The following is an 18,747-nucleotide window of genomic DNA, read 5'->3' as shown; positions in this document are numbered from 1 at the left end:
TTGTAGAGGCCGGCGGCGGCCGCCAGGAACATCGGCAGGCCGCAAGCTGTCGCAAAAGCATCCGCCCGCGCCCGGAGCGAACAACGGCCCGGCCGGCATTGTGCGCCGGGCGGGCCGTCGAGACGCCGGCTTTTGGCCGGCGCCGAAGGAAACGCGTGCGGGGATCGGGCCGGACTCAGGCGCCCTTGCCGCCCAGCACCAGCGGCCGTTCGGCCGGGGCGTGGCGATCGTAGCGCGACAGCGCCAGGCCGTCGGTGCGGATCTGCGGACGCTGGCCCAGGACCTGGTCGGCCACCAGCTTGCCGGAACCGCAGGCCATGGTCCACCCCAGCGTGCCGTGGCCGGTGTTCAGGAACAGGTTGCCGTAGCGGGTAGGGCCGACCACGGGCGTGCTGTCCGGCGTCATCGGGCGCAGGCCGGTCCAGAACTCGGCGCGGGCCACGTCGCCACTGCCCGGGAACAGGTCATTGACCACCAGCTCCAGCGTCTTGCGGCGCGCGTCCTTCAGGCGCAGGTCGAAGCCCGACAGCTCGGCCATGCCGCCGACGCGGATGCGGTCGTCGAAGCGCGTGACGGCGATCTTGTAGGTTTCGTCCAGGATGGTGGAGACCGGCGCGGCGGCCTCGTCCTTCATGGGGATGGTCAGCGAGTAGCCCTTGACCGGGTACACCGGCAGGTCCAGGCCGAGCGGCTCCAGGAAGCCGCGGGTGTAGCTGCCGAAGGCGGCGACGTAGCGGTCGGCCGTCAGGACCTCATTGCCGACGCGCACGCCGGTCACCTGGCCGCCGGCGGTGTTCAGGCCGGTGACGGACTGGTTGTAGCGGAACTCCACGCCCAGCGCCGCGGCCATTTCGGCCAGGCGGGTGGTGAACAGGCGGCAGTCGCCGGTTTCGTCGTTCGGCAGGCGCAGGCCGCCGGCCAGTTTGTGCAGGGAACGCGCCAGCGCCGGCTCGGCGGTGACCAGGCGGTTGCGGTCCAGCAGCTCGTAGGGCACGCCGACCTCTTCCAGCACCGCGATGTCGCGGCGCGCGGCTTCCATCTGCGCCTCGGTGCGGAACAGCTGCAGCGTGCCGCGGGCGCGCTCTTCATAATGGATGCCGGTGTCGGCGCGCAGCTCGCGCAGGCAATCGCGGCTGTACTCGGCCAGGCGCAGCATGCGTTCCTTGTTGACCGCGTAGCGCTCGGCCGAACAGTTGGCCAGCATCGCCGCCATCCACTTCAGCTGGTACAGGCCGCCGTCCAGGCGGATCGCCAGCGGCGCGTGCTTCTTGAACAGCCACTTGATGGCCTTGAGCGGAATGCCGGGCGCGGCCCAGGGCGTGGAATACCCCGGCGACACCTGGCCCGCGTTGGCGTAGCTGGTCTCCTGGGCGGCGCCGGGCTGGCGGTCCAGCACCGTCACTTTGGCCCCCTGGCGGGCCAGATAATAGGCGGTGGTGGTGCCGATGACGCCGCTGCCGAGGACGATGACGTGCATGATTCTTTCCGAAGTTTGGATTTGGTCAGGAATTTCGGTAGTCTATGAGCCTCATGACAGTGAAAATCACTGAAGATTTTCATTAGGCAGTGCTTTTTCCCGGCCAACCCTGTTTTTTTACCCGTCCGAAGTGAAATGCGCGACCTTGATCGTATCGACCTGAAAATCCTGGATATCCTGCAGCGCGAAGGCCGTATTTCCGTGACCGAACTGGCCGAGCGTGTCAGCCTGTCGGCCACGCCCTGCTCCGACCGGATCAAGCGCATGGAACGCGAAGGCGTGATCTCCGGTTACCATGCGCGCGTCAATCCGGCGGCGCTCGGCAAGAACCTGCTGGTGTTCCTGGAGATCAAGCTCTCGGCCAAGTCGGGCGACGTGTTCGACAAAGTCAAGAAAGAACTGCTGTACGTGCCCGAGGTCATGGAATGCCACCTGGTGTCGGGCGATTTCGACTACCTGGTCAAGGCCCGCCTGACCGAAATGAATGAATACCGCCGCCTTCTTGGCGAAATCCTCAAGCGCCTGCCCGCGTCGGCCGAATCCCGCAGCTATGTGGTGATGGAGGAGATCAAGGAGACGCTGTACCTGCCCGTCGACCGGTAGCAATTCCCGCGTCTTGTTACCGGCAGGCGCGCCACCTGCTGCTATGCTGCGGCCCTCCCTGTCCGCGCCCGGCGCCCGCCCCGGTCCCGATGACCTGACCCCGATTTCTTTGCCCCATGACTCTATGACCCGTCTCTACAAGTACTTCTTCCGCGGATTGATCACCGTCCTGCCCCTGGCGTTGACGATCTACCTGCTCTACATCTTCCTGGCCTGGACCGAGGCGGTGGCGCTGACCTTCCTGCGCCCGTTCATCGGCGGCTTCTACTTCCCCGGCCTGGGCCTGCTGCTGGGCATCCTCGGCATCCTGGCGATCGGCTACCTGGTGTCCAAGGAGCGCGTCAAGCGCGTGATAGCGTTGCTGGAAATGCCTTTCACCAACCTGCCGGTGGTCAAGAGCATCTATTCGTCGCTCAAGAGCTTCGCCGACTACTTTTCGCCCAGTTCCAAGGCCACCGCCCAGCAGGTGGTGATCCTGCGCGTGCCGGGCCAGCAGTTGGAGCTGGTCGGCCTGGTGACGCGCCGCAACCTGGAAGGCCTGCCGGAAGGCTTCACGCAAGGCGAGCGCGTGGCCGTGTACCTGCCGATGGGCTATATGATCGGGGGCTACACCGTGTTCGTGCCGCAGGAATGGGTGCAGCCGATCCAGATGTCGGTCGAGGAAGCCATGCGCTCGTCGCTGATCGCCTGGATGGCGCGCGCCGAAACCCCCAGCGGCCGCCCCATGGCGCCGGCCGACGTGCCGCCGATGCCGCCCGCCCCGCCGGCTCCGCCCGCCGGCGGCAATGTCCCCGGCGGCCAGGCCTGAACCGCCCGCTCCTCATTCAACGCCCGTCCGTTCCATGCCCATCATCGAATTCACGCTTGCCGAAGGCAGCCCCTTTATTGAAGTCAACCAACTGCTCAAGGCCGCCGGGGTCTGCGACAGCGGCGGCGCCGGCAAGATGCTGGTGGCCGAAGGCCACGTAAGCGTGGGCGGGGTAGTCGAAAGCCGCAAGACGGCCAAGATCCGTCCCGGCCAGATCGTCACCTGCGGCGACGTCCGTATCGTGGTGCGCGCGCCATGAGGTTCAGGATGTCGCAGAACTCCATCTTCGCGGTGCTGCTGCGCTCGCCGTGGTGGATGAGCGCCGGCGTGGCGCTGCTGCTGTCGGTCGGCGGTTTTGCCGCGTTGCCGTTGGAGTATGCGGCGATGGGCGTGTTTGCCGCGGTGCCGTTCGCGGTGATCGCCATCATCGCGGCCTACAGGCAGTTGCGCGCGCCGTCGGGCGCGCGCGTCGAGGCCGTGGCGCAGGCCGCCGCGGCCATGTCGTGGCAGCAGTTCGCCGCCACCGTCGAGGCCGGTTTTCGGCGCGACGGCTGCGAGGTCGAACGGCTGCAAGGGCCAGGCGCCGATTTCGCCTTGACCAAGGATGGCCACGTCGCCATGGTCGGCGCCAAGCGCTGGAAGGCCGCGCGCGTCGGCGTCGAGCCGTTGCGCGAACTGCAGGCCGCGCGCGAAAAGCGCGGCGCGCGCGAAGCCATCTATATCGCCTTGGGCGAGGTGTCCGACAACGCGTTGCAGTACGCCCGCGCCGAGGGCGTGTCGCTGATGACGGCGCCGGAACTGGCCAAGCTGCTGCGCGACCTGAAACCCTGACCCGCGACGCCGGGCCGCGCGCCCGGTCGCCGATCCCCGCCGCCGCGGGCGCAATGCCCGGCGGCGCGGATGCCAACCTCGGAGGACCTGCCGCATGATTCCTCGCCTGCTGGCCGACGCCGTCCTGATCGTGCACGGCCTGTTCGTCGCCTTCGTGGTGTTCGGCGGCCTGCTGGCGCTGTGGCGCTGGCGCGTGGCCTACCTGCACCTGCCGGCGCTGGCCTGGGGCGCGATGGTCATCGGCATGGGCTGGGTCTGCCCGCTCACCCCGCTGGAAGTCTCGCTGCGGCAGCAGGCCGGCCAGCAAGGCTATGCCGGCGGCTTCATCGAACACTACGTGCTGGCGCTGATCTACCCGGACGGCCTGACGCGCGGCATCCAGATCGCGCTGGCGCTGCTGCTGGTCGTTGGCAACCTCGTCATCTACACCCTCTGGGCGCGCCGCCGCCTGGCCCGCCGCGCCCGCGCGCTGGGCGCCTGAATCCTGGACACGACATCCCATGAGCTTCCTGAAGAAACTGCTCGGCAAGCAAGCCGCCCCCGCCCATGACGGCGCCGCGCCCGCGGCCGATGCGGCGTCGGTTCCCGAACCGATTTCCGAACCCATTTCCGAGCCCGACTCCGAGCCGGCCTCCGCGCCGGACAGCCAGGCCGACATGATCCGCGCCTACGACGCCTATGGCCGCGAAATCTTCGTGCCGCGCGACCAGTGGCGCGACAACGTGCTGGCCGGCGCCATCGAGCGCCACTGGGACGACCTCGACTCGCTCGCCGGCCTGATCATCCAGTCGCTCGGCGACGGCTTCATCGATGAAATGGTCAGGCCCGCCGACCGACTGGTCGAACTGCAACCGGGCGCCGAGCGCGGCGTGGTGCTGCAGGCCATCGTCTACATGAAGACCGGCCGGCTCGACGACGCCGAACGGGTGCTGCGCGATTTCATGGCCGCGCACGGCGAGACCGGCATCGTCCTGACCAATCTGGCCAAGATCCAGGACGAGCGCGGCGACGAGGCCGGCGCCCTGGCCACGCTGTGGCATGCGCTGGAGCTGGATCCCAACCAGGACAACGGCCTGGGCTGGTACGAGGCGATCCACCGCGAACACGGCGGCGACGCCGCCGGCGTGGCCGCCATGCGCAAGGTCGCCGCCCTGCCCGGGAGCTGGCGCGCGCAACTGTGGCTGGCGCATGGCGAACTGGGCGCGCACAACCTGTCCGGCGCGCTCGCCATGTATGAAGAATCGCTCGCCCGCGCCGGCACGCCCGCGCCCGCCGACCTGCTGGCGCAGATGAGCGGCGACCTGGGCAACGCCGGCGCGATCGAGCCGATCGTGCAACTGGCCGGGCCGCGCTTCGAGGCCGCCCACCACGGCATCCAGGTCGGCAACAACCTGATCCGCGCCTACGTCGAACTGGGCCGCCACGACGAGGCCCGCGCCATCCTCGACCAGCTCTACGCGCAGCAGCGCCCCGACTGGAAGGACAACCTGGGCTATTGGGACACCGAACTGGCGCGCGCCGCGCTGGGTGACGGCGCCACCGAGCCGGCGCAGATGCGGCTGGCCATGCTGCTGGGCCGCGGCCCGGTCTGGCTGACGCCCGATTCGCCCGCGGCGGCGCTGTTCACGCCGGTGACGCCCGACCGTCCGCTGGTGTCGTTCCTGGGCGGCTCGGCCGAGATCGGCGCCGCGCCCGAGGGCGCCGAGCGGCAACTGGCCGACGCCACCGGCCGCCTGAGCCGCGCGCTGCCGCTGTACTTCAACGAACAACTGGCGCTGCGCTGCGGCCTGCGCACGCAGACGCTGGTGCCGTGGCTGACCGAGCCGCATCCCGGCTTCCTGCTGAGCGGCGCGGCCTGGGACGACACCGACGCCATCGGCTACGCGCAGCAATGCGAGGCGCAGAGCGATTACGTGGTGATCTCGCACCTGGTCACCGTGGCCGAGCCGTGGCGCGCCGAAGTGCGCGTGGTACGCACCGAGGACGCCGAATGCATCGGCGCGTTGTCGGCCGAATTCCCGATGGCCGATCCGACCGCCGCGATCCAGCGCCTGACCGAGGAACTGGTGGCGCTGGTCGGCCGCGCCACCGCGCAGGCGCCGCTGGCGGCGCCTGCCAACTACACGGTGCCGGACGGCGCCGCCTTCCCGTACTACCTGCTGCGCCTGGAACAGTTGCTGGCCGTGCGCTGCAACGGCGCCAATCCGGAACAGCCGGGCCATCTCAACGGCGAACGCGAGATCATTGACGGCAACCTGCGCCAGTGCCTGGACTTCCCGCGCAGCGTCAACGCGCGCCTGCTGCTGGCGCAGACGGTGCGCGCCCTGAAGAAGGTGCGGCCGGATGTGGCGGGCGAGTTCGAGGAAAGGATTGCGCGGCTGCAACGTGAACAGCCGCTGGCGGCGCCGGCGCAGGCCGCCGTGCAGGCCTTGCTGGACTGAGCTCCCGGCAGGCCCTGCCGGCGCGCAGCGTCAACCATGCCGCCGGCGCCCGCGGGCCGCCCGCCCGGGCGGGCATCGCCCGCGCGTCGCGCCGTCCTACAAGGCGCGCGCGATCACCAGCCGCTGGATGTCGCTGGTGCCTTCGTAGATCTGGCACACGCGCACGTCGCGGTAGATGCGTTCCACCGGAAAGTCGGCCAGGTAGCCATAGCCGCCCAGCGTCTGGATGGCGGCCGAGCAGACCTTCTCGGCCATCTCGGAGGCGAACAGCTTGGCCATCGAGGCCTCGGTCAGCGCCGGCCTGCCGGCCTCGCGCAATGCCGCCGCGTGCAGCACCATCTGGCGCGCCGCGTGGATCTGCGTGGCCATGTCGGCCAGCCGGAACGACACCGCCTGGTGCTCCATGATGGGCTTGCCGAAGGCCTGGCGGTCGCGCGCATAGTCGCGCGCGCATTCGAACGCCGCGCGCGCCATGCCGACCGACTGCGAGGCGATGCCGATCCGCCCGCCTTCCAGGTTCGACAGCGCGATCTTGTAGCCCTCGCCCTCCTCGCCCAGCCGCCACGCGGCGGGAATGCGCATGTCCTCGAAGGCGATCTGGCAGGTGTCCGACAGATGCTGGCCGAGCTTGTCCTCGACCCGCACCACCTGGTAGCCCGGGGTGTCGGTCGGCACGATGAAGGCCGAGATGCCGCGCTTGCCGGCCTGCGGATCGGTCACCGCGAACACGATCACCAGTTGGCCCGTGCGGCCCGAGGTGATGAACTGCTTGGCGCCGTTGAGCACGTAGTGGTCGCCGTCGCGCACCGCGCGGGTGCGCAGGCTGCTGGCGTCGGAGCCGGCCTGCGGCTCGGTCAACGCGAAGCCGCCGATGGCCGCGCCCGTGGCCAGCGGCCGCAGGAACTGGTCTTTCTGCGCATCGCTGCCGTACTTCAGGATCGGCATGCAGGCGACCGAGTTGTGCACGCTCATGATGGTCGAGCAGGCGCCATTGCCGGCCGCGATCTCCTCGAGCGCCACGGCGTACGACAGGTAGCCGCTGGCGTTGCCGTCCCATTCCTCCGGCACCAGCATGCCGAAAAATCCCAGGTCGGCCATCTCGCGGATGGCGTCGGCCGGATAGTGGTGTTCGCGATCCCAGCGCTCGGAATTGGGCGCCAGGCGTTCCTGCGCGAAACGGCGCGCCATGTCCTGGACGCTGAGCTGTTCTTCGGTCAATAGCATGTTCGATGTCTCCTGGTCGGGCAGTGCCGGACTGGCGCGGGTGGACGCCGTCCGTGTTCTCTTGCGCGGGCCGGCGCCCGGGATGCGGGCGCGGCACGATTGCGAGAATACACCGGCCGCCGTCGGCGTGCCCTACGCCGCCGGATCGTCCAGGATGCCGACCACGAACTCGATGAACGCCCGCACCTTGGCGGCCGGCAGATGGCGGGAGGGATACAACGCGTAGAGAGCGTAGCGGTCGCCGGCATAGTCCGGCAATAACTCGACCAGCTCGCCCTTGCGGATCAGTTCACGCACGCCGCTGGCCTTGAAACGGGCGATGCCGGCGCCCGCCAGGCACGCGCCCAGCATCGTCCAGCCGTCGGACAGGTGCAATTGACCCGAGGTCTGTACTTGCGTGGTCCGGCCGTTCTTGCGGTAGGACCACGCCAACGGTTGGCCCGTCATGGGACTGCGCATCTGGATGCAGGCATGACGCGCCAGATCGGCCGGCGTCGCGGGCGCGCCATGCTTGCGCACATAGGAAGGCGCCGCCACGGTCAGCGAACGGGTATCGAGCAGCTTGCGCGATACCAGCGAGGAAGACGGCGGCTCGCCGAAACGGATCGCCACGTCGAAGCCATCGGAAACCAGGTCTCCCAATTGCTCGCGCGTGGCCAGATCAAGCGTCAGGTCGGGATGCGCCTGCAGAAACCGCCCCACGTGGGGCGCCAGGATCAGACGGGCGAAAAAGGCGTCGGCGTTGACGCGCAGGCGGCCCTTGACCGCCACCGAAGCGCCGCTGGCGCTGTCGATCGCTTCGCCGATGCCGGCGACGAGCGGATTGATCTGTTCGTACAGCCGCCGCCCCTCTTCGGTCAGCGCCACCGCCCGCGTGGTGCGGTCCAGCAGGCGCACGCCGACGCCGGCCTCCAGCCGGCTCACGGCGCGGCTGACCCCTGAGGCGGTGATCCCCAGCGTTTGCGCGGCGCGCGCGAAGCTGCCGCTTTCCACCACGGCGGCCAATACGCCGATATTCGCCAATATGCGGCCATCCATCGAGACATTCCGAAGAAGTGATCAAACATCATGAATGTTATGACTGAATTGCCATTTTCTCAATGATCGCCAGCGCCTACGATGCGTTCCGGCGTGATCGATCCGCATCCCGCCCCCCCAACTGGAGAGAATCCCATGTATGCCATTACCGGAATCAGCGGCAAGGTCGGCGGCGCGCTCGCCGCCGCCTTGTTGCAAGCGGGCCTGCCCGTGCGCGCCGTGCTGCGCAACCCCGCCAACGCCGCCGCCTGGATCGCCCGCGGCTGCGACGTGGCCATTGCCGACATGACGGACGCCGACGCCTTGGCGCGCGCCTTTGCCGGAACGGAGGGGGCGTTCATCCTGCCGCCGCCTGAATTCGATCCGACGCCCGGCTTCCCCGAGGCCCGCGCCGTGATCGACGCGGTCACCTCCGCCATTGCGCTGGGCCAACCCGCCAAGGTCGTGTGCCTGTCGACCATCGGCGCCCAGTCCGACCAGCAGAACCTGCTGACCCAGCGCACCCTGATGGAACAGGCGCTGCGCCGCCTGCCATTGCCGGTGACGCTGCTGCGCCCGGGCTGGTTCATGGAGAACCTGGCCTGGGATGTTGCCAGCGCCCGCGACCATGGCGTCATCGACTCGTACCTGCAACCGCTGGAGCGCGCCATTCCGATGGTGGCCACGGCCGACGTCGGCCGCGTCGGCGCGCAACTGCTGCGGGAAGACTGGACCGGCCTGCGCGTGGTGGAACTGGAGGGCCCGCAACGCGTCAGTCCGCTCGATGCCGCCCGGGCCTTTGCCGAGGTGCTGGGCCGGTCGGTGGCCGTCCGCGCCGTGCCGCGCGAGCGCTGGGGCGCGCTGTTCACGGCCCAGGGGATGCGCGATCCGATCCCCCGCATTCAGATGCTGGATGGCTTCAATGAAGGCTGGATCGACTTCGAAGGTCCGCGCGACCGGATCATCAAGGGCCAGGTCGCCCTGGTGGATGTGGTGCGCGCGCTGACGACCGCCGTCAGCCGCAATGCGGCCGCTGCTTGAGCCGTTCCTGGAAGTCCCGCGCCAGCTGGTCCATGCGGATCGCCGCGAAGCGTTCCAGCAGCAGCCGGCGCGACTCGGCCATCGCGCCTTCCAGCCCGGCGTTGACGGCCTGCTCCACCAGGCACTTGGGTTCGCTCTGGTCCAGTCCGAGCGCGAAGATCGGCGGCTCGCCCAGCGCCTGGTAGACGTCCAGCAAGGTCAGTTCGGACAACGGGCGCGTCAGCACCCAGCCGCCGCCGTGGCCCTTTTCCGATTGCACGTAGCCGCGTTCGCGCAGGCCCGACATCATGCGCCGCACCACCACGGGATTGGTGCTCAGCATCTTGCCGATGGTCTCGGAGGTCAGCGGCGCGTCCTGCTCCGCCATGTGCAGCAGCACGTGCAGCATGCGGGACAGGCGGTTATCGCTGCGCATGGAAAGACTCCTGGTTCATGGTTCGAAACATTATAAGTTGCGTGACCAGGCATCCCTGCCATATCATGCAACTTTTAAAGTATCGAGAAGTCCATGAAGCCCGAAAAACTGCCCCCCTGCTACGACGCCATCATCATCGGCGGCAGCTTCGCCGGCCTGTCGGCCGCCATGCAGCTGGCCCGCGCCCGCCGCCGCATCGCGCTGGTGGATGCCGGCCTGCCACGCAACCGCTTTGCGGCGCATTCGCACGGATTCCTGGGCCAGGACGGCAACACGCCGGCCGGAATCGTGGCCATGGGGCGGGCACAGTTGGCCGCCTACCGCACGGTGGACTTCATCGACGGCACCGCCGCCAGCGCCGCCGGGGAATCGGGCCGCTTCCTCGTCACCATGGAGGACGGCCGCGAACTGCGCGGCGCCCGCCTGATCCTGGCCATCGGCGTGCGCGACGAACTGCCCGACCTACCCGGCCTGCGCGAACGCTGGGGCCAGACGGTGCTGCATTGCCCCTATTGCCATGGCTATGAAGTGGCCGACCAGCCGCTCGGCGTGCTGGCCGCCCACCCCATGTCCTCGCACCAGGCGGCGCTGCTGCCCGATTGGGGGCCGACCACCTATTTCACCCAGGGCGAGTTCGAGCCGGACGCCGAGCAGGCCGCGCTGCTCGCCGCCCGCGGCGTGCGCATCGAGCGCACGCCGGTGGCGCTGCTGCTGGGTCCGGCGCCCCGGATCGACGCGGTGCAACTGGCCGATGGCCGCCGCCTGCTGGTCAACGCGCTGTTCGTCGCCAGCCGCGTGCACATGGCCAGTCCGCTGGCGATGCAACTGGGCTGCGCCTTCGATGAGGGCTTGCTGGGGCCTTACCTGCGGGTCGATGATTTCAAGCAGACCACGGTGCCCGGCGTCTATGCGGCGGGCGACGCCAGCCTGCAGATGGGCAACGCCACGCTGGCCAGCGCCTCGGGCGTCATGGCGGGCGTGGGCGTGCACCAGTCGCTGGTGCGCGAAGACCCCGTCAAATGCTGGCGCGCGCAGGCCAGCCGGCCGGTGTAGGCGCCTGCGCGGACCGTGTCGTGGGGCCGATGACAGAGCGCGGCGTCCGCCGTGTCGCGGGCATCCGTCATGCCGGATCCTTGCGGCCGGCGCTGGCGAATTTCTTCCAGTCCTCGTTCTCGACCAGCGTCGAACGGAACACGCGCAGTTTCTCGCAGCCCTTGATCGATTTCAGCACCTTCTTGACCTGGTCGCAGACCGTGGCCGGCAGCCACGGACTGAGCGTGACGCGCTTGATGGTCGCGGGCGAAACCGGGATGCGCAGCACCGGCATGTCGCGCATCTTGCGGCAGACGAACAGGCGGAATTCCTTTTCATCGCGAAAGGCATGGCGCTTGAGGAACGGCAGGTCGGCCTCGGCCGGCGGCTGCTCGCGCAGCGATTTGATGGTGCGGTACTGCACCGCTTCGGCCCGCAGGTCGGGCACCGCCTTCACCTGCTCGATCAGCTTTTCCTTGTCGAATTCGATGCAGACGCCGCCGCTGCCATGCGAGAACACGCGCCAGTGGTGGTAGGTCTCGGAGGCCTCGGCCAGGCACAGCGCATAGATGCCCAGCAGGCGCTTGGCGCGCGCGTATTCCTCGATGTAGAAGGAATCGTTGCGGTCGTCCCACGCCTTCGGATTGAGCAGCGCCAGTTCGCCCGACTGCAGGTAGTCGATCAGGTAGGGAAGCTCGGTGTATCTGCGCAGCGAGGTGGCCAAGGCGGTGCTCCGGTGAAAACCCAGCCGCCAGTCTACCCGCAAGGCCGCCGGCACGACCGCCGGCACGACGTTACACTGGCCCCTTGCCAAAAGGAGACCCCATGCAGCAGAACAATGGTGAAGGAAGGCAAGCTACCCGGCGCCACGCGCCTACCGGTCAGCGGTTCTGGTACATCGTCCTGGCGGGCACGCTGGTCACCCTCAGCTATGACCTCATGCCGCTGCTGCGCGGCCAGCTCTCGCCCCTGCTCAAGCTGATCGTGCCCGGACTGCTGCTGGCCGGGCTGTACCGTGGCAGCGAATGGGCGCGGTGGCTGCTGATGATATCGTTGCTGGGCTTCGGTGTGCCGGTCATGTACCTGACGACCTCGCTCATGCCCTATTCGATCGACATCTGGCTGCACCGCTTTGTGTGCAGTGCCGCCATGGTGGCGACAGGGCTGTACCTGGCGCTGGCCAGGAAGGACTTCGCGCGTTACTGCAATTACGTCGCGCTGCGCGACGGGCCGAAGGCGGCGGCCAGGAGACGGGCCGCCGAACAGGCCAACCGCCAGAATTCGGCGCGCTAGCGGGCAGCGGCCTTCACGACAGCAGCGGTTGAAGGCCGGCTTGCCCAGCGCCGGTCAGCGCAACGCGTTCCTGAAGAACGCGACCACGGCCGCGTTGAAATCGCGATGCCACGCCGCCCGGTCGAAACCCGCCGCATCGCGGCAGATCGCCGGCGCGGCCTCGGCCTGCGCGGTGGAGCACGGCGCCAGGAAGGCGAAATGCCCGGCGCCGGCGACCGGGTGGAACTCGGGCGCCGCCAGCCCCAGTCGTACCGCATCGACGCTGGCCGGCGTGACGCCGTCACCGCCCCGCGCCGAGGCCCACAGCTGCACCGGAATCGATACCGCCTTGAGCGCCTCGGCGCTGAAGGCGTTGAGCGGATCGGCGATGACCAGCGCCTTGATGCGCGCATCCTTCACATAAGGCTGCGCCGGCACCTTGCCGTCGCGGATGTCGCGGCACATCGGCAACGCCGGCTCGTCGGCGCAGAGGCTCAGGCCCAGCTTGAAATCGGGCGCCGCGCCCGCCAGCACCAGCCCCGTATAGCCGCCGCGCGAGAACCCGAACAAGCCGATGGCGCCATCCAGCCGCGCCCGTTGGGGCCACGCGCCGGTCAGGTAGTCGAGCAGCCGCCGGATCTCGCGCGGACGGGTCGAAAAGATCGACAGATAGCCCTGTCGCGAGCGGTCCACCGCGTTGTCGCCGACGTGGTTGATCGCCGCCACCACGAAGCCCGCGTCCGCCAGCGCCGCGGCGGTGTCGTGATGCCCCAGATACGAGCCGGCCGATCCGTGCGACATCACGATGAGCGGCTTGGCCCCGTCGGTCATCGGGCAGTCCGGCGTCGCCGCCAGGGTGACGCGGCCGATGGCGACGTCCTGCGCGGGCGCGGCGCACGGATACCAGATGCCGCCCTGCAAGGCCGGACCGTTCATGTCCATGGGCAGGTTGAGCCGCTGGAATCCGGCCGCGTGCGCGGCGCCGGTGGCGAGCAATGACAAGGCGAAACAGGCGCGCAGGAAAGGCTTGAACATGGAATCGAAGGCAGGCGGTGCGGGACGGGCCCTGGCAGGAAAAGATGACAGTATCGCGACGGCAACGCGATCGATATTGTCATTTTAATGTTCGCGAACTGTCGATCGACGCCGCGCAGACTTCGAATCGCCCTGCAACGGAAGGCATCCCTTCGACCGCACGGCGCCATTCGAGTTTCCCAGCCTACGGAGTCATCCATGAAAAAACAATTCGCCGCCGCGGCCGCCATGGCGCTGTCCGGCGCGGCGTCCGCGCAGACGTCGGTCACGCTCTACGGCCTGATCGACACGGGCATCGGTTACGCCAACGTCGACGGCAGCTACACCGACCCGGCCACCGGCCGCCGCAGCAGCATCGACAACAGCCGTATCGGCACGACCACCGGCACCACGGCCGGCTCGCGCTGGGGCCTGCGCGGCAAGGAAGACCTGGGCGATGGCCTGTACGCCGTGTTCCAGCTGGAGTCGGGTTTCGACAGCCGCAACGGCAATTCGCTGCAAAGCGGCCGCCTGTTCGGCCGCGAAGCCACCGTCGGCCTGGGCAGCGCCGACTGGGGCGAGGTGCGCCTGGGCCGCCAGTACAACGTCGCCACGCGCTATTTCTCCGGCATGCTGGGCCCGTCGTTCGGCGGCGGCTTCAACCAGCTCAACACCGGCGCCGGCCTGGGCTTCAGCTCGGCCTACTTCCCGCGCTACGACAACCTGGTGGTGTACGAGACGCCGTCGCTGGGCGGCTTGCGCGCCGCCGCCGGCTACGCCTTCAACGCCGACGATCGCCGCACCGCGCAAACGGGCTTTGCCACCGCCGACAACACCCGCGCCATCACCGCCGGCGTGCGCTACGACAACGGCCCGCTGATGGGCTTTGCCACCTACGACCAGCTCAACGCCTCCAACAAGCTGGGCCAGGACCAGGTCGACGCCACACCGCGTTCGTACATCGTGGGCGGTTCCTACGACTTCGAAGTCTTCAAGGTCGCGCTGGCCTACAACCGCCTCACCGACGGCTGGTTCGCCGGCAAGAGCCTGCCCGGCGGCGGCAGCATCGGCGGCTTCACCGGCACGCCGTCGTACGCCTTCTCCAAGGGCTTCCGGTCGAATTCGTACATGCTGGCGCTGGCCGCGCCCATCGGCAAGTCGAGCGGCGTGTTCGCCTCGTGGCAGCGCGCCGACGCCAACAGCAAGCAGCTCACCGGCGGCGACTCGACCAGCAACACCTACAGCCTGGGCTACAACTACAACCTGTCCAAGCGCACGGACCTGTATGCCGCGGCCTCCTACACCACCAACTGGGCGTTCCTGGACAACGCCAAGGCGACCGAGGTCAACATGGGCATACGCCACCGCTTCTGATCGCCGCGGGATCGCTCCCGCCTTGCGCAAGTTCCCGTTGATGACACCCGCCTCCGCGAAGGGATGGGTGGTTTATCGCCGCGCGTTTCCGGGTCCGTCCGGGAACGCGCGTTTTTTTCGCCGGGCCGCTCCAAGGCAAAAACACCCGCTTGGGGAACAGCGACCCGCGCAGCAGCGATGCGCCTCAGGCGGCGGGCCCCTGGATCATCTTCCAGCCATTGCCCGCCGGATCGCGAAACCCCGCGTCGATGCTGCCATAGCGCTCGACCGGCTCCTGGGTGAACTCCACGCCCAGCGCCTTCAGCCGGGCATGGCTGGCACGGCAATCGGCCACCGCCAGCACCAGCGGCGGCATCGCCCCCTTGGCGACCATGGCGCGCAGCGCCTGCGCGGTGGCCTCGTCATGGACCGGCGGGCCGGGCCGGAACAGGCCCAGCTGGAACGACGGCTGGTCCGGATGCTGCACGGTCAGCCAGCGATACGGGCCGTTGCCCACGTCCGTATGGACACGAAAGCCGAGCTTGTCGACATAGAACCGCAGCGCCTCCTCCTGGTCGTCCACGTAGACGCCGACGACATTGATTCCTGCACTCATGGTTGCTCCCCTGGACACGTTGATCGGGTGATGGGCGACCCGACGCGGGCCGATCACCGCACTTTATCCTTCGCCTGGCGGCGGCGCTTCTCCAAAACTGCGATGTTCAGATCGGGGCGCAACGCGGCCTTGACCACGCAGGCCGGCACGAGGCCCAGCCCCTCCCGGCCGGCTCGGACCCGCGCGCGCATGGCGCCGGGGTTAAACCCCGTGATGTCGCGAAAGATACGGCCGAAGGTGCCCAGGCTTTGCCAACCGGTGGCGTAGGCGATCTCGGTGATGGGCAGGTCGGTGTCGCGCAACAGGGCGATGGCGTGCTCGACGCGCCGCGTCAGCAGGTAGCGATGCGGCGGCAGGCCGAAGGCGCGCTTGAAGCAGCGGGCGAAATAGGCAACGGACACGCCGCTGACCTCGGCCAGGCGCTCCACCGGCCAGGCCTCGTGCGAGGCGGCGTCAATGCGGTCCCTGGCGCGCAGCAGGCGGCGCAGCAGCACGGGGTCCAGCAATGGTTCCTCGACAGCGGTGGCCGCACAAGACGCGCGCGCTCGCGGCATGCTAGACCTCCTCGATCACCGTCGTGGGCGCGAACGGCGTGCCCAGTCCCAGCGCGCGATAGATGCGTTCCAGGATGCGCTGGCGCCGCGTCGGCCTGCCCATGCGCCAGCGCGTGTCCAGGAACAGCAGCGGCAACGCGATGCACAGCCATGCCAGCAGCAGGAAAACGAACGTCACCGCGGCCAGTTCGGGCGCCGCCTCGCGGCCCGACGGCGAGTCGGAGGAAGCCAGCACCGCTACCACCACCACCCAGCACACCAGGAGCAGGATCGCCAGCAAAGACAGCATCGGCACGCGCTGCCTCAGGCCCACGCCCACGGGCGCGATGTCGGTGAAAGCGGCGCGGAAATAGTGGTGACAGACATAGACGCGGCCGTCTTCCCGATTGCGCAGGCCGTAGACCAGTTGCTCGGGCCCGGCGCCGGCGATCTGGCCGGCATAGGCGGCCACCTCCACCTGATCGCCTTCGGCCAGGAACGGCAGCACGTCGCCGAAATTCTCGGCCACGTACATGATGAAGCGGCGCGCGCCGACCTGGAAGCGATAGACGCCATAGCTGGGCGCCGTGCGGATCGACGGCCTGGCCTCATGCGTCAGCGATGCCAGGGCGCCGCGTACCAGCAGGATCTCGGGCGCCGCGTCGGTGATCAGCGTCTCGCCCTCGCCTTGCGGGTGCGGGACGGACGCTTGCGCCGGCGGCGCGACGCGCGGCACGGGGGTCTGCAGCAAGTCGCGGTAGAGCGCTTCGCTGCGCAGGATCGCCGCCCGGTGCCGACGGTTGTCCCACAGGCCGTACAGCGAGAAGCCCGCCAGCAGCACGGCAACCAGCGCCACCGTCAGCGCCAGCACGAGCAGCAGCACCTGCGCGAACGACGACAAGTCCAGCAGGCTGGCGCCGGCCCCGGCCACTGCGGCCACGGCCAGGCTGATGCCGATGCCGCGCCATCCCCGGCGGCGCTGGTCGACGTAATAGCGCGGCGGGATGCCTCGGCCCTGCCCCGCGTTCAACCAGGAAAAATGGCGCAATCCCGGCGCTCCGCCTTCGAGCACGCCGACGCGCACCGGCGTGGCCTGTTGCTGCACCCCCCGCAGCGTGCGGATATCGGCCGGATCGTCGAAGGTGCCGTTGACCGCCACGCCGTTCACCCGTAACCACACCTGGCCGCGGACGAAAGGCACCGCGACCCGCATCGCGTCGATGCGGCCTTCGACCGTTGCGGCCACCGTGTTCGTGCGTCTGGACATGCGCGTTGACGGGCCGCAACGCGGGCGGCCGATGCTGGAAAGCGCCCAGCATACCGCAAGCCCCGGCGGGCACGGCCGAGACCGGTGCTTTCATTGTTTTTTTGCATCAACCCAGCAATTAATTGCACTTCACAGCGTTGCCGGCGCTGACGGAAAATGGCCTGGCGATCATGCGCGAGGGGACGCCGCTTCCCGCCACCACGCCGATCCGCTCAAAAGCAAGGAACCCGATCATGAACATCGCACTGGAACGCCTGGCGCGGCAGCTCGACCTGGACGCGCCCCGCAACGAAACCCTGCGCCTGGCCTTCGGCCACGCCTGTGCCCGGCGCGTCGAGCATCTGCTCGAAGACCCCCTGGCGATGGAATGCCTGGCCATCCTGGGCCGCTATCTCGAGGGCACTTGCGGCCCCCAACAACTGGCGCAGGCCGCCGCCACGGCGTCGCGGCTGGCCAACCATCATCCGGGTTCGATCTCCATCGACGGCTGTGGCCATGCCGCCGTGTCCGCCACCTACGCCGTGGCCAGTGCGCTGGCCGGCAAGGCCCTGCGCGCGGCCGAATACGCGGCCTACGCCGCCGTCTATGGTCAGGGAGGCCATGGCGCGGTATCGGATCCGGCGTCGTTCGACATCGAACACGCCTGGCAGGCGGACTGCCTGGAGCGCTGTGCGCTGCCAGCCTGAGGGACCGCGCGGCGATGCGCGCGCCGGCCCGCGATTGTGCGATCATCGGCGGCTGCGAGCCGCTCCGCCAGCCACCGCGACACCGCGCGGGCCGGGGCCGGCCACCGAGGCCCTCATCATGACCAATCACTTCGAAAGCCCCTTCAAGGGCAAGCTGCTCTCCGACGACGTCACCAACAGGAACATCAAGGTCGGCCGCTACAGCTACTATTCCGGCTACTACCACGGCCACTCGTTCGATGACTGCGCGCGCTATCTCATGCCGGACCGCGACGACGTCGACCAGCTGATCATCGGCAGCTTCTGCTCCATCGGCTCGGGCGCCGCCTTCATCATGGCGGGCAACCAGGGCCATCGGTACGACTGGGCGTCATCGTTCCCGTTCTTCTACATGAGCGAAGTGCCGGCGTTCGCGCAATCGCGCGACGCCTTCCGGAAAGCCGGCGACACCGTCATCGGCAACGACGTCTGGATCGGTTCCGAAGCCATGATCATGCCCGGCATCACCATCGGGCACGGCGCCGTGATCGGCAGCCGCGCCCTCGTCACCAAGGACGTGGAGCCCTACGCGATCGTGGGCGGCAACCCCGCCAAGCCGCTCAAGAAACGCTTTGCCGACGACGACATCGCCCTGCTACTGGAAATGCAGTGGTGGGACTGGCCCGAAGACAGGCTGGCCGGCGCCATGCCCTTGCTGTGCTCGGGCGACATCAAGGGCCTGCACCGCTATTGGCGCGACGGCCTCACAGCGGCCCCGCGGCCAGCATGAAACTGCCGCCGCGGATCACATGCAGCAACCGAGGCCGGCTGCCGCCGTCCACTTTCCGGCGCAGGCGTCGCATGGCGATCGCGACCGCCTGGCACTTGACATGCCGCGCGCCGGCGGCCGGCGGCTTGGCCTTCCAGACCGATTCCGCCAGCTGCCAACTGGTGAACACCGCCCCCGGGCTGCCCATCAGCAGGGCCAGCAGGCCGAACTCCTTCGGCGTGAGCAGCAGCGGCTGGCCATCGCGGTAGGCGCGAAAGCGCAACAGGTCCAGCTCCAGGTCCGCGAATTGCAGCCTGTCGCCGGACTCGGGGATACACGTCAGCAGGACGTGAGCCATTGCGCAAGGCC

22 protein-coding genes are annotated in these 18,747 nt (G+C 68.7%); 12 read left to right on the top strand and 10 right to left on the bottom strand.

Features of this window, described 5'->3' with window-relative positions; genetic code table 11:
• Window positions 1–175 precede the first annotated feature (175 nt).
• A complete protein-coding gene (locus ACUTAG_RS28595; RefSeq protein ID WP_446650419.1) occupies window positions 176–1,477 on the bottom strand; it encodes a D-amino acid dehydrogenase in 1,302 nt (433 codons plus the stop codon).
• 135 nt (window positions 1,478–1,612) lie between these two features.
• Between ACUTAG_RS28595 and ACUTAG_RS28590 the strand changes: the two genes are divergently transcribed.
• The 6 genes from ACUTAG_RS28590 (at window position 1,613) to ACUTAG_RS28565 (ending at window position 6,160) form a co-directional block, all read left to right on the top strand.
• A complete protein-coding gene (locus tag ACUTAG_RS28590; RefSeq protein ID WP_026383576.1) occupies window positions 1,613–2,080 on the top strand; it encodes a winged helix-turn-helix transcriptional regulator in 468 nt (155 codons plus the stop codon).
• Between the two features lie 124 nt (window positions 2,081–2,204).
• Window positions 2,205–2,888 (top strand): DUF502 domain-containing protein, encoded by a 684-nt coding sequence (locus tag ACUTAG_RS28585; protein ID WP_148319322.1) that lies wholly within the window; start codon window positions 2,205–2,207, stop codon window positions 2,886–2,888.
• Window positions 2,889–2,922: 34 nt separating this feature from the next.
• Window positions 2,923–3,147: an RNA-binding S4 domain-containing protein gene (locus ACUTAG_RS28580; RefSeq protein WP_026383578.1), complete on the top strand. Its 225-nt coding sequence runs from the start codon at window positions 2,923–2,925 to the stop codon at window positions 3,145–3,147.
• On the top strand, window positions 3,144–3,719 hold the full coding sequence (locus tag ACUTAG_RS28575) for a restriction endonuclease (RefSeq protein ID WP_148319320.1): 576 nt from the start codon (window positions 3,144–3,146) through the stop codon (window positions 3,717–3,719). The genes ACUTAG_RS28580 and ACUTAG_RS28575 overlap by 4 nt, the downstream gene beginning before the upstream one ends.
• Before the next feature lie 94 nt (window positions 3,720–3,813).
• Window positions 3,814–4,200, top strand: coding sequence for a DUF2784 domain-containing protein (locus ACUTAG_RS28570; protein ID WP_006384555.1), 387 nt, complete (start codon window positions 3,814–3,816; stop codon window positions 4,198–4,200).
• 19 nt (window positions 4,201–4,219) lie between these two features.
• The gene (locus ACUTAG_RS28565; RefSeq protein ID WP_187378331.1) at window positions 4,220–6,160 is read left to right on the top strand and encodes a tetratricopeptide repeat protein; all 1,941 of its coding nucleotides are present in this window, start codon (window positions 4,220–4,222) and stop codon (window positions 6,158–6,160) included.
• A 96-nt stretch (window positions 6,161–6,256) separates the two neighbouring features.
• On the opposite strand, the gene ACUTAG_RS28560 is transcribed toward ACUTAG_RS28565, so the two are convergent.
• Both ACUTAG_RS28560 and ACUTAG_RS28555 read right to left on the bottom strand, forming a co-directional pair.
• Window positions 6,257–7,384 carry an acyl-CoA dehydrogenase family protein gene (locus ACUTAG_RS28560; RefSeq protein WP_006385295.1) on the bottom strand — a complete coding sequence of 376 codons (1,128 nt, stop codon included), beginning with the start codon at window positions 7,382–7,384 and terminating at the stop codon, window positions 6,257–6,259.
• A 132-nt stretch (window positions 7,385–7,516) separates the two neighbouring features.
• Window positions 7,517–8,422, bottom strand: a complete 906-nt coding sequence (locus tag ACUTAG_RS28555) for a LysR family transcriptional regulator (protein ID WP_148319318.1) — start codon at window positions 8,420–8,422, stop codon at window positions 7,517–7,519.
• A 135-nt stretch (window positions 8,423–8,557) separates the two neighbouring features.
• On the opposite strand from ACUTAG_RS28555, the gene ACUTAG_RS28550 reads away from it, so the two are divergent.
• Window positions 8,558–9,442 (top strand): NmrA family NAD(P)-binding protein, encoded by an 885-nt coding sequence (locus ACUTAG_RS28550; RefSeq protein ID WP_054444943.1) that lies wholly within the window; start codon window positions 8,558–8,560, stop codon window positions 9,440–9,442.
• Here the strand turns inward: ACUTAG_RS28550 and ACUTAG_RS28545 are convergent.
• Window positions 9,417–9,857 carry an Rrf2 family transcriptional regulator gene (locus ACUTAG_RS28545; protein ID WP_054444944.1) on the bottom strand — a complete coding sequence of 147 codons (441 nt, stop codon included), beginning with the start codon at window positions 9,855–9,857 and terminating at the stop codon, window positions 9,417–9,419. The two genes, ACUTAG_RS28550 and ACUTAG_RS28545, sit on opposite strands and share 26 nt — an antisense overlap.
• 93 nt (window positions 9,858–9,950) lie before the next feature.
• Here ACUTAG_RS28545 and ACUTAG_RS28540 point away from each other — a divergent pair, with 93 nt between their 5' ends.
• Window positions 9,951–10,910 (top strand): NAD(P)/FAD-dependent oxidoreductase, encoded by a 960-nt coding sequence (locus tag ACUTAG_RS28540; protein ID WP_148319316.1) that lies wholly within the window; start codon window positions 9,951–9,953, stop codon window positions 10,908–10,910.
• A gap of 67 nt (window positions 10,911–10,977) precedes the next feature.
• Here ACUTAG_RS28540 and ACUTAG_RS28535 read toward each other — a convergent pair whose 3' ends face one another.
• Window positions 10,978–11,613, bottom strand: a complete 636-nt coding sequence (locus ACUTAG_RS28535) for a DUF2971 domain-containing protein (RefSeq protein WP_232063749.1) — start codon at window positions 11,611–11,613, stop codon at window positions 10,978–10,980.
• A 101-nt stretch (window positions 11,614–11,714) separates the two neighbouring features.
• On the opposite strand from ACUTAG_RS28535, the gene ACUTAG_RS28530 reads away from it, so the two are divergent.
• A complete protein-coding gene (locus ACUTAG_RS28530) occupies window positions 11,715–12,182 on the top strand; it encodes a membrane protein (RefSeq protein ID WP_026383584.1) in 468 nt (155 codons plus the stop codon).
• A 54-nt stretch (window positions 12,183–12,236) separates the two neighbouring features.
• Here the strand turns inward: ACUTAG_RS28530 and ACUTAG_RS28525 are convergent, their stop codons facing one another.
• A complete protein-coding gene (locus tag ACUTAG_RS28525; RefSeq protein ID WP_148319313.1) occupies window positions 12,237–13,196 on the bottom strand; it encodes an alpha/beta hydrolase family protein in 960 nt (319 codons plus the stop codon).
• Between the two features lie 198 nt (window positions 13,197–13,394).
• Between ACUTAG_RS28525 and ACUTAG_RS28520 the strand changes: the two genes are divergently transcribed.
• Window positions 13,395–14,549: a porin gene (locus tag ACUTAG_RS28520; RefSeq protein ID WP_148319311.1), complete on the top strand. Its 1,155-nt coding sequence runs from the start codon at window positions 13,395–13,397 to the stop codon at window positions 14,547–14,549.
• A 184-nt stretch (window positions 14,550–14,733) separates the two neighbouring features.
• Here the strand turns inward: ACUTAG_RS28520 and ACUTAG_RS28515 are convergent, their stop codons facing one another.
• From ACUTAG_RS28515 to ACUTAG_RS28505, 3 genes are read right to left on the bottom strand one after another with little or no spacing between them, the layout of a single operon-like run.
• Complete coding sequence (locus ACUTAG_RS28515) at window positions 14,734–15,144, bottom strand: VOC family protein (RefSeq protein ID WP_054513952.1); 411 nt, start codon at window positions 15,142–15,144, stop codon at window positions 14,734–14,736.
• A gap of 53 nt (window positions 15,145–15,197) precedes the next feature.
• Window positions 15,198–15,698: a helix-turn-helix transcriptional regulator gene (locus ACUTAG_RS28510; RefSeq protein ID WP_148319309.1), complete on the bottom strand. Its 501-nt coding sequence runs from the start codon at window positions 15,696–15,698 to the stop codon at window positions 15,198–15,200.
• A 1-nt stretch (window position 15,699) separates the two neighbouring features.
• Window positions 15,700–16,944, bottom strand: a complete 1,245-nt coding sequence (locus tag ACUTAG_RS28505; protein ID WP_187378330.1) for a hypothetical protein — start codon at window positions 16,942–16,944, stop codon at window positions 15,700–15,702.
• Between the two features lie 233 nt (window positions 16,945–17,177).
• Between ACUTAG_RS28505 and ACUTAG_RS28500 the strand changes: the two genes are divergently transcribed.
• Both ACUTAG_RS28500 and catB read left to right on the top strand, forming a co-directional pair.
• The gene (locus ACUTAG_RS28500) at window positions 17,178–17,630 is read left to right on the top strand and encodes a hypothetical protein (protein WP_148319307.1); all 453 of its coding nucleotides are present in this window, start codon (window positions 17,178–17,180) and stop codon (window positions 17,628–17,630) included.
• A 118-nt stretch (window positions 17,631–17,748) separates the two neighbouring features.
• Window positions 17,749–18,399: a type B chloramphenicol O-acetyltransferase gene (gene catB / locus ACUTAG_RS28495; RefSeq protein WP_026383591.1), complete on the top strand. Its 651-nt coding sequence runs from the start codon at window positions 17,749–17,751 to the stop codon at window positions 18,397–18,399.
• Here catB and ACUTAG_RS28490 read toward each other — a convergent pair.
• Window positions 18,374–18,736, bottom strand: coding sequence for a winged helix-turn-helix domain-containing protein (locus ACUTAG_RS28490; RefSeq protein ID WP_020927433.1), 363 nt, complete (start codon window positions 18,734–18,736; stop codon window positions 18,374–18,376). The two genes, catB and ACUTAG_RS28490, sit on opposite strands and share 26 nt — an antisense overlap.
• Between the last annotated feature and the right edge of the window lie 11 nt (window positions 18,737–18,747).

It is taken from the genome of Achromobacter sp. CSND-B12 (assembly GCF_052906545.1).
The sequence above is the reverse complement of the archived record's forward strand: the minus strand, read 5'-3'. Positions and strand labels throughout refer to the sequence as shown.

What these genes read in the sequence shown, in the direction of transcription:
- ACUTAG_RS28510 (WP_148319309.1), bottom strand. Translation starts at nt 15,698, where the DNA reads ATGCCGCGAGCGCGCGCGTCTTGTGCGGCCACCGCTGTCGAGGAACCA.
- ACUTAG_RS28550 (WP_054444943.1), top strand. Translation starts at nt 8,558, where the DNA reads ATGTATGCCATTACCGGAATCAGCGGCAAGGTCGGCGGCGCGCTCGCC.
- ACUTAG_RS28595 (WP_446650419.1), bottom strand. Translation starts at nt 1,477, where the DNA reads ATGCACGTCATCGTCCTCGGCAGCGGCGTCATCGGCACCACCACCGCC.
- ACUTAG_RS28580 (WP_026383578.1), top strand. Translation starts at nt 2,923, where the DNA reads ATGCCCATCATCGAATTCACGCTTGCCGAAGGCAGCCCCTTTATTGAA.
- ACUTAG_RS28500 (WP_148319307.1), top strand. Translation starts at nt 17,178, where the DNA reads ATGAACATCGCACTGGAACGCCTGGCGCGGCAGCTCGACCTGGACGCG.
- ACUTAG_RS28505 (WP_187378330.1), bottom strand. Translation starts at nt 16,944, where the DNA reads ATGTCCAGACGCACGAACACGGTGGCCGCAACGGTCGAAGGCCGCATC.
- ACUTAG_RS28570 (WP_006384555.1), top strand. Translation starts at nt 3,814, where the DNA reads ATGATTCCTCGCCTGCTGGCCGACGCCGTCCTGATCGTGCACGGCCTG.
- ACUTAG_RS28540 (WP_148319316.1), top strand. Translation starts at nt 9,951, where the DNA reads ATGAAGCCCGAAAAACTGCCCCCCTGCTACGACGCCATCATCATCGGC.
- ACUTAG_RS28560 (WP_006385295.1), bottom strand. Translation starts at nt 7,384, where the DNA reads ATGCTATTGACCGAAGAACAGCTCAGCGTCCAGGACATGGCGCGCCGT.
- ACUTAG_RS28590 (WP_026383576.1), top strand. Translation starts at nt 1,613, where the DNA reads ATGCGCGACCTTGATCGTATCGACCTGAAAATCCTGGATATCCTGCAG.
- ACUTAG_RS28490 (WP_020927433.1), bottom strand. Translation starts at nt 18,736, where the DNA reads ATGGCTCACGTCCTGCTGACGTGTATCCCCGAGTCCGGCGACAGGCTG.
- ACUTAG_RS28575 (WP_148319320.1), top strand. Translation starts at nt 3,144, where the DNA reads ATGAGGTTCAGGATGTCGCAGAACTCCATCTTCGCGGTGCTGCTGCGC.
- ACUTAG_RS28555 (WP_148319318.1), bottom strand. Translation starts at nt 8,422, where the DNA reads ATGGATGGCCGCATATTGGCGAATATCGGCGTATTGGCCGCCGTGGTG.
- ACUTAG_RS28530 (WP_026383584.1), top strand. Translation starts at nt 11,715, where the DNA reads ATGCAGCAGAACAATGGTGAAGGAAGGCAAGCTACCCGGCGCCACGCG.
- ACUTAG_RS28545 (WP_054444944.1), bottom strand. Translation starts at nt 9,857, where the DNA reads ATGCGCAGCGATAACCGCCTGTCCCGCATGCTGCACGTGCTGCTGCAC.
- ACUTAG_RS28515 (WP_054513952.1), bottom strand. Translation starts at nt 15,144, where the DNA reads ATGAGTGCAGGAATCAATGTCGTCGGCGTCTACGTGGACGACCAGGAG.
- ACUTAG_RS28525 (WP_148319313.1), bottom strand. Translation starts at nt 13,196, where the DNA reads ATGTTCAAGCCTTTCCTGCGCGCCTGTTTCGCCTTGTCATTGCTCGCC.
- ACUTAG_RS28565 (WP_187378331.1), top strand. Translation starts at nt 4,220, where the DNA reads ATGAGCTTCCTGAAGAAACTGCTCGGCAAGCAAGCCGCCCCCGCCCAT.
- ACUTAG_RS28520 (WP_148319311.1), top strand. Translation starts at nt 13,395, where the DNA reads ATGAAAAAACAATTCGCCGCCGCGGCCGCCATGGCGCTGTCCGGCGCG.
- catB (WP_026383591.1), top strand. Translation starts at nt 17,749, where the DNA reads ATGACCAATCACTTCGAAAGCCCCTTCAAGGGCAAGCTGCTCTCCGAC.
- ACUTAG_RS28585 (WP_148319322.1), top strand. Translation starts at nt 2,205, where the DNA reads ATGACCCGTCTCTACAAGTACTTCTTCCGCGGATTGATCACCGTCCTG.